Origin of the sequence: Sinomonas sp. G460-2 (assembly GCF_047759905.1) — a bacterium.
Classification (GTDB): Bacteria; Actinomycetota; Actinomycetes; order Actinomycetales; family Micrococcaceae; genus Sinomonas.
Genome location: NZ_JBKZWT010000171.1, coordinates 1 through 7,659 on the forward strand (window position 1 = coordinate 1; position 7,659 = coordinate 7,659).

A 7,659-nucleotide genomic window follows, 5' to 3' on the forward strand; every position below is an offset into this window, starting at 1 on the left:
CCTCGTGGCCGGCGGCCTCCTCGCCCTGCAGCTTTCGGGGGCAACGATCCTCGACCCGAGCACGGGGGCCCTGTGGGCCATCGCGGCAGCCGTCCTGGGCCTCGGCATCCTCGTCGCGGGGCTCCGCGGACGGACGGGCGGGATCCTCTCCTTCTTCGCGGTCGTAGCGCTCATCGTCGCCGCGGCGACACAGCCCGCGTACGCCCTGAGCCGCCCCCGCGGGGCCGTGAACCTCGCTCCCGCGAGCGTGCAGCAGGCCACGTCCGGCTACTCACTCACGGCGGCCTCGGGCCAACTCGACCTGCGCCAGCTCGACACGTCGGGGCCGCTGCCCTCGGAGGCCACGGTCCCGGTGAACGTGACCGCGAGCCAGCTCGAGATCAAGATCCCGAAGAACGTGCCGGTTCGGGTCCAAGCGGACGCCACGATGAGCAACGTCCAATTCGGCGACAAGTCGATCGCCGGGCTCACGACGAACGGCTCCGAGACGTACAACTCGGGCCAGCCAGGCGCGACCCTCGTGATCAACCTCGACGCGACCATGAGCAACGTCGATATCGAGCAGGAGAAGTGATGAGCGCGAACGTTTCCGAGCACTCGGAATTCAAGCAGGGCCCGAGCGTGGGCACGATCGTCTGGGGAGCCGTCGTGGTAGCCGTTGCAGGACTTCTCGTCGCGAGCCGGCTCGGCTGGTTCACGGTAGATCTTGGCGTCGCGGCGGTGAGCCTCCTGCTCCTCGCGGGCCTCGGGCTCGTGGTCGGAGGAAGCCTCGCCGCCACCCGGAGCAGGAGGCGGATCGACTCCGCCAAGGCCGCGGACGGGGACGAGCCGGGTGGCTCGCACTCCGCGGACGCGTTCGGAACCGCCCCCGAGTCGACGGACCCGCCCAAGCGCAGCCCCTACGACGCCCAGGGCCCGTACGACGGCCCGTCCCTCTAAGCCTTCAGGGCTTCAAGCCCCCTCGAAACCGTCCTCGCAACCATCCTCGCAACCAGGAGCCACCCATGGACTCGTTCTTCAACTCGATCCGCTCGACCGGCCTGCGCCGCGGCCCGAGGCGCATCCTCGGCGGGGTGCTCGGCGGGATCGCCGACCGCCTCGACGTGGACGTCATGTTCGTCCGGATCATCTTCATCGTGCTGTGCTTCCTCCCCGGGCCCGCCGTCCTCGCGTACCTCGTGGCGTGGTGCCTCATCCCGGATCAGAACGGCTCGATCATCCTCGAAAACCTCCTCGGCGGGCCTCGGAATGGCGGCGCAGTGCCCCCGTCCGGCGAGCAGCCCGGGCAGGGAGAACCCACGGCGTGAGCCGCGCGCGGAAGCGCTCGGCGAGGCGACAGGACGACGACGGCGGCCAGCCGTCGTCGTCCTGTTGTGGTGTGCATCACCCAGAGCGCGCGGCTACAATCGGCGTGGGCTCAACGGGGCGCCTCAAGCACCACAACCCACCGTCGGCCCGCCGCCCCCTGAGCGGACCGGCCGCACCAGCGGAAAGGCCCTGCATGAAGATCGGCATCCTCACCTCCGGAGGCGACTGCCCCGGCCTCAACGCAGTGATCCGTGGGGCCGTCCTCAAGGGCATCGCGGTGCACGGCCAGGAGTTTGTGGGCTTCAAGGACGGCTGGCGCGGCGTGGTCGAGGGCGACATCATCGACATCCCCCGCACGCTGGTCCGCGGAATCGCCAAGCAGGGCGGCACGATCCTCGGGACGTCGCGCACCAACCCGTTCGAAAACGGCGGCGGCCCTGCCGTCATCAAGGGCCACATGGACCGGCTCGGCGTCGACGCGATCATCGCGATCGGCGGCGAGGGAACCCTCGCCGCGGCGAAGCGGCTCACCGACGCGGGCCTCAAGATCGTCGGCGTCCCCAAGACCATCGACAACGACCTCGACGCGACGGACTACACGTTCGGCTTCGACACCGCCGTCGAAATCGCGACCGAGGCGATCGACCGCCTCCGGACCACGGGCGAGTCCCACCACCGGTGCATGATCGCCGAGGTCATGGGCCGCCACGTCGGCTGGATCGCGCTCCACTCGGGCATGGCCTCCGGCGCGCACGCGATCCTCATCCCCGAGCAGCGCGTGAGCATTGACCAGATCGCCGCGTGGGTCAAGCTCGCCCACGACCGTGGCCGGGCGCCGCTCGTGGTCGTCGCCGAGGGCTTCGCGCTCGACACCATGGGCGAGGCGCACTCCGAGCGCGGCCTCGACACCTTCGGCCGACCGCGCCTCGGCGGCATCGCCGAGCGGCTTGCCCCCGAGCTTGAGGCGATCACGGGCATCGAGACCCGCGCGACCGTCCTCGGCCACATCCAGCGCGGCGGGGTCCCCACTGCGTTCGACCGCGTGCTCGCGACGCGCCTCGGCATGGCCGCGATCGACTCCGTGGTCGAGGGCCGCTGGGGCACCATGGTCTCGCTCAACGGCACAGACATTGTCCACGTGGGCTTCGAAGCGGCGCTCGGCCGGCTCAAGACGGTCCCGCAGGACCGGTACGACGAGGCCCGCGTCCTGTTCGGCTGAGGGTGCCGGACAGGGCTAAGGACGGCGGCAGGGCGAAGAGGACCGCGTGAACAGTGGCGCAGAGACGGGCTCGGGCCGGACGTTCCACCTCGGGAGCCGTGGCATCGTCCGGCTCGCGTGGGCGCGCCGGCTAGGGCTCCCGGACCTCGCTTTCTCGGACGACGGCGGGCGCCTCCTTGGGTGCCGCGACTCCGCCTTCTCGCTCACGGCAGTCGAGCTGTTCGGTCAGCTCGCGCTGTCCGGTCCGACCGAGCTCGTCGAGGCGGCAGCCGACCTCGCGGACGAGGAGCTGCTGGCGGGCGGCGCACTCTTGCGGCTCGTGGGCCACGGCGCACACGGCCTCAGCACGGGAGTGCTCGGCTTCGTCGACGACCTCCCAGTCCTCCAGCCGGACGCCGAACCGGAGGTGTCGCGCGGCAATCCCGAAGCGATCGAGCTCGAGACCCTCTGCCCGCCGGACGACGTGAGCTCCGCGGGGATCGAGCGCCGAGAACACCGCTTCACGCTCATGCTGCCCGATGGTCCGGCCGCTTGCGCCGCGTATACCGTCCGAGAGGGTCTCATCGCGGACCTCGGGGTGCTCGTGGCGCCAACGCTCCGGCGCCGCGGGCTCGGGACGCTCATGGCCCGGCTTGCGGCGCACGAGGCGCTCGCCGAGGGCTATCTCGTGCAACTCGAGGCGCAGGCACAGAACGTCGGGGCGCTCAAACTCGCGGACGCCCTCGGCGTGGTTCCGTCGGGACGCATCGCGTCGGTGCAGCTCCGGCACACGTAGCCCGCCACGAACGCATCGATTGACGCTTCCAAGACCCTGTACCGTGTGTAGACAGTGGAGGTCTACCGGTGGGGGAAGCGGTGCATCTGAGCGGAGTCAGAGCCTTCGTTGCGGTGGTGAGATATGGAAGCATGACCGACGCCGCCGCCGAGCTAGGGTTCACTCAGTCGGCGATCAGCCGGCAAGTTGCCGACTTCGAACGGTACGTGGGCACGAAACTGTTCGGCCGAGGCCCGGGAGGCATGAGGCTCAACGCGGCCGGGGTGGAGGTTTTTCCCATCGCGGTCGAGATCCTGCGCTTGGCCGAATCAATGCCTGAAGCGGCAGCCACGGCCGGACCACGAGCACCTGGTCCGCGGAGGCACCGAAATGTTAGGCAATTATGACAGGTGGGCATATCGCGGCCGCCTCGCTTGACGGTGTTCTGGCGAGCAGCGAATATCGAGGACGTGCCACTCAAACGCAACTAAAGGACTGCACCCCGAACTGCAATAGCTAGGATCGGGGCACTCATCAGATTCAGTTTGACGGCCGATTCGCGGCCGATAGTCGGCCATGCCCAAAATGGGGGATATTTGAAGATGATGCATTCGTCGGTTTCAGCGAAGAAGAAGATCCTGTCCGCTGCAGCAGCTGCCTTGATCGCCGCTACCGGCACCATCGGCGCGGCGGCTCCGGCCCAGGCAAGCACGACCTCGTGCATTTCAAATATGTGCTCGTGGAAGGATGCGAATCTCGGCGGCGATCGCGGGGCGTGGGACGCGTCGAGCGTTCCATACGTGGGCGACTACTGGAATGACAGCATCTCATCGGCCAACAACCGGAACTGGAGATATCTGTACTTCTACCTCGACGCGAATTACGCCGGCCCGTGGCTCCGCCTCGATCCGGGAGAAGTCGTGCTGAATTTCAATGATTACAGCTACTACAGATACGGCGGCTACTCGAGCTGGAACGATACCGTGAGCAGCTACAGCAGTTAGTCGACTGTATTCGTGGAGATGGCAGATCAGCAAAAAGACCAAACGGGCGGGGCGTGGGTGCTGTGAGGGGAAGGTGTCTCGTGATGATTCCCGCGCTCCTCCTCTCCCTCGCGTCCTGCAGCGCGGCGCCTCGGCAGGCGGAGGCTGGGCCAGTGAACATCGATCCAATCGCGACGACAGTGAACCTGGATCAGGATGCCGAGCAGATCGATTTTCCGCTCGACAAGTTCATGCTCTCGATTCCGGAGGCGGACAAGGTCGATCAGGCCAACAGCGTGAAAATGCAGCAGTGTCTTACGGCCAAGGGAGAGAAGATCGATCTGAGCCCTTACAACCGGCATCGAGCGTTCGCCGGGGAGCGGCCCTACGGTGCCTGGAGCCTGAAGAACGCCCAGGAGCGCGGCTATGACATGCCGGACGGGTTCACCGGCCCGAAGGACTTGGACCTGTCCAAGCTAGGAGAGAAGTTCAACGAGGCGTGGGACGCCTGTCTTGCCACGGCGTTGGTCTCCAAGAGCGCGCCCTCCGAGAAGACGGCCGAACGGCTGTTTCGCCAGGCAGCGATGCTCGCTCCCCAGAGCGAGGAGTTCAAGAAGGCCGTCGGCGAGTGGAAGGACTGCCTCAAGAGCAAGGGCATCGGACTGAGAGACGCCGACTCTTGGAATCCCGACCTGTCCGCAACGAACGGTGACAAGGAGAAGATCATCCGCATCGCAGTCGGCGACGTCGAATGCAAGCAGACCGTCTCGCTCGTCCAGCGGCTTGCGAATATCGAGGGTTCTTTTCAGACAGCGCTCGTGAAACAGAACGAAAGCCAACTGAGAGCGGAACGGCAGGGCATCGACACCCTGCTCGCGAAGGCCGACGAGGCTATTCTCTCGGCGGGAGCATAACGGTTGGACCAATTCCTATGACGAATACCAGGTCCTCCGACGCGGTATCCGGCGGTCGAGGTCGCCGCGTGCTGCACCCTTGGCGGATCGGCGTCTTCACGGTCGTCATGATCCTCATCCTCATGGCATCCTTCGTCGCCGGTTCACTGGTTCGGCGCCCAGAGTCCAGCGCGCTCGAGAATCGGGACACCACCGTGCCCGTGACCGCGCGAGCCGAGATGCGGGAGGTGCAGGAGGTTCTGGCCCTCAAGGGCAGCGTGGTCAGCGGGACCACGGTCCCAATCCCTGATCTCAGCTCCGGGGCGTCAGGACCGACCGTCGTCACGGATATCGCAGTCGGTCCGGGCGACAGCCTCGCCCCGGGGACCTACATCGGGGCGATTGCGGGACGTCCCCAAATCGTCATCGGCGATGACGTCCCCCTGTACAGGGACCTCAAACTGAACGACGCCGGATCAGATGTGACACGCCTCCAGAAGGCGCTTCGGCGGATGGGCTATCAGGGTGTGCCGGCGTCGGGCAAGATCGAGGCCGTGACGCTTGAGGCGGTTCGGCTGATCTATGCGAATGCCGGTCTCGAGCCACCCGGGAAGACGAAGGATGACACGACCTTCCGATGGCTCGATTTCGTCCAGATCCCCGGGGATTCCGGGCAGGTGGTCCGGGCTTCGGCGGTAGCTTCGCACGTCAGCCGCGACGCCCCTCTCGTCCTCGTCCAAACGAGCCCTAACACGATTACGGCCAGGGCCCTCATCCTGCAGGCCGACCGACTGCCACCGGGAACCCAACTTAGGCTGAAGTGGTCCGGCGGAGAGTCGTCGAGCATCGTCGAAACAGTCAGCAAACTACTCCCCGGCGACACTGCTGCAACCAAGCCGGCAGGGAAAGACATCACGATCAAACTCCCGGACCAGGCAGCTGGCTTGCTTCCCGGGCAAGACGTCGACATTTCGCTTCCCCCTGACGGCAAGGCGGTCCTCGCCGTCCCCTTGATCTCGATCCAGCGCGATGCCGGCAGTGCATTCGTCGAAGTCCTCCGCAGAGCCGATGAGCCGTCGTCCGCCTCAGCTTCACCGCCCGCGCCTCGCAAGGTGAAGATCACGATCAAGGCCCAGGCAGCAGGGTGGGCCGAGATCGAGGCAGACCCGAGCCTCCCGGCCGGAACTGAAGTCCGAGTTCCGTGACCAACGCCGCATCCCAGGAGGATGCAGTTCCGAGCATCGGCGGTTCAGCGTCGGGAGCCGCGGAGTCCCCCCTGATCCGTGTCGAGAACCTGGCGCGATGCTTCGGCACGGCACACGCGCTGACAGATGCAACCTTCGACATCCACGAAGGCGAGTTCGTCGCGATCGTCGGACCGTCAGGCTCCGGGAAGACCACTCTCCTGAACGTCCTCGGGCTCCTCGATACCCCGACCGCCGGAACATATCTCCTCAAGGGGAAGCCAGTTGCCCAGCTTTCGGCCCGAGAACGGAACGCACTTCGCAGCCGGGAAATTGGATTCGTCTTCCAAAGCTCTTACATGATCCCCACGGAGCCCGCATACCTTGGTGCGTCGCTGGGCCTTCGGATCCAGAACGTCCCTCCGGAAGAGAGATACACGAGAGTCTCCGAGGTGTTCGACTCTCTTGGCCTTCGCCGCATCCGGCACACTCCTGCCCGGTCTCTCTCAGGAGGCGAGCGCCAGCGCGTCGCCCTCGCGCGCGCGATCGTGACGCGACCCCGCATCATCCTCGCCGACGAGCCCACCGGGAACCTGGACAAGGAAAACACCCGCAAGGTCATCCAGGATCTGAAGGAGCTGTCCGATCAGGGAACGACCGTTGTCGTCATCACCCACGACGAACGGGTAGCAGCCGCCGCGGACCGCTGCCTCCGCCTCGTCGACGGCGCCGTCGCCGATCATTCCACGAGCGAGGCACCCGTCCGGACGAGGTCGTCCGAGCGGCCCGCCGCCCCGAACAAACGGAAATCGTTCCCCGTTCTCGACAACATCGCCGACGCCGCAAACTCGCTCACGGCTCGACCGCTGAGGAGCATCCTCCTCCTGATGGTCTTCCTTCTGGGAGCTGGCGGCCTCGTCGCGGGCGCGGGCCTTACCCACACGGCGTCGAGCCAGATCGCCGAGAGGCTCACTGAAGCCGCGCTCGATGAAATTCGATTCACAGATCCTTCCCTGAAGTCCGGCACGGTCCCGACTCCCCAAGAGGTGGACGGGACGCGCAATGCCATCGGCAGGCTCAACGGCTTCATCCAGTTAGGCGTGAGCGCATCCATCGCACCCGGTGATGCTCGGGTCAGCCGCCTCTCCGATCCCGATTCCCGCAACGGACTCTATTCAGGGGCGATCCGACTTGCTGATGCCGGGTATCTCTCGCTCACAGAGGTTCGAACCATACCGGCGAATGCAGCCCAGCTCATGGACCTGCCCGGCGGTGTTCCCGCCGCGATCATCGGCCGTTCAGCCTCCGAGCGGCTAGG

Annotated in this window: 10 protein-coding genes and 1 pseudogene; 10 read left to right on the top strand and 1 reads right to left on the bottom strand. The window is 66.3% G+C overall.

The window, feature by feature from the left end; genetic code table 11:
* From ACLN58_RS14595 to ACLN58_RS14620, 6 genes and pseudogenes are all read left to right on the top strand, one after another.
* A pseudogene (locus ACLN58_RS14595) lies at positions 1-574 on the top strand (hypothetical protein); the annotation flags it as partial.
* Positions 574-939 (top strand): hypothetical protein, encoded by a 366-nt coding sequence (locus ACLN58_RS14600; protein ID WP_415855987.1) that lies wholly within the window; start codon positions 574-576, stop codon positions 937-939. The pseudogene ACLN58_RS14595 and the gene ACLN58_RS14600, both read left to right, overlap by 1 nt.
* Before the next feature lie 65 nt (positions 940-1,004).
* Entirely contained in the window at positions 1,005-1,307 is a 303-nt protein-coding gene (locus ACLN58_RS14605; protein WP_415855988.1) for a PspC domain-containing protein, read from the top strand.
* 194 nt (positions 1,308-1,501) lie between these two features.
* Positions 1,502-2,527 carry a 6-phosphofructokinase gene (locus ACLN58_RS14610; protein WP_415855989.1) on the top strand — a complete coding sequence of 342 codons (1,026 nt, stop codon included), beginning with the start codon at positions 1,502-1,504 and terminating at the stop codon, positions 2,525-2,527.
* A gap of 46 nt (positions 2,528-2,573) precedes the next feature.
* Entirely contained in the window at positions 2,574-3,302 is a 729-nt protein-coding gene (locus ACLN58_RS14615; protein ID WP_415855990.1) for a GNAT family N-acetyltransferase, read from the top strand.
* A gap of 80 nt (positions 3,303-3,382) precedes the next feature.
* Positions 3,383-3,688 (top strand): LysR family transcriptional regulator, encoded by a 306-nt coding sequence (locus ACLN58_RS14620; protein ID WP_415855996.1) that lies wholly within the window; start codon positions 3,383-3,385, stop codon positions 3,686-3,688.
* An 80-nt stretch (positions 3,689-3,768) separates the two neighbouring features.
* Here the strand turns inward: ACLN58_RS14620 and ACLN58_RS14625 are convergent, their stop codons facing one another.
* Positions 3,769-4,005 (bottom strand): hypothetical protein, encoded by a 237-nt coding sequence (locus tag ACLN58_RS14625; protein WP_415855991.1) that lies wholly within the window; start codon positions 4,003-4,005, stop codon positions 3,769-3,771.
* A gap of 7 nt (positions 4,006-4,012) precedes the next feature.
* On the opposite strand from ACLN58_RS14625, the gene ACLN58_RS14630 reads away from it, so the two are divergent.
* The 4 genes from ACLN58_RS14630 to ACLN58_RS14645 form a co-directional block, all read left to right on the top strand.
* A complete protein-coding gene (locus ACLN58_RS14630) occupies positions 4,013-4,285 on the top strand; it encodes a peptidase inhibitor family I36 protein (RefSeq protein ID WP_415855992.1) in 273 nt (90 codons plus the stop codon).
* Positions 4,286-4,437: 152 nt separating this feature from the next.
* Entirely contained in the window at positions 4,438-5,178 is a 741-nt protein-coding gene (locus ACLN58_RS14635; RefSeq protein ID WP_415855993.1) for a hypothetical protein, read from the top strand.
* A 68-nt stretch (positions 5,179-5,246) separates the two neighbouring features.
* Positions 5,247-6,362, top strand: coding sequence for a hypothetical protein (locus tag ACLN58_RS14640; protein WP_415855994.1), 1,116 nt, complete (start codon positions 5,247-5,249; stop codon positions 6,360-6,362).
* On the top strand, positions 6,359-7,659 hold a 1,301-nt coding region (locus ACLN58_RS14645; protein WP_415855995.1), incomplete at its 3' end, for an ABC transporter ATP-binding protein. The genes ACLN58_RS14640 and ACLN58_RS14645, both read left to right, overlap by 4 nt.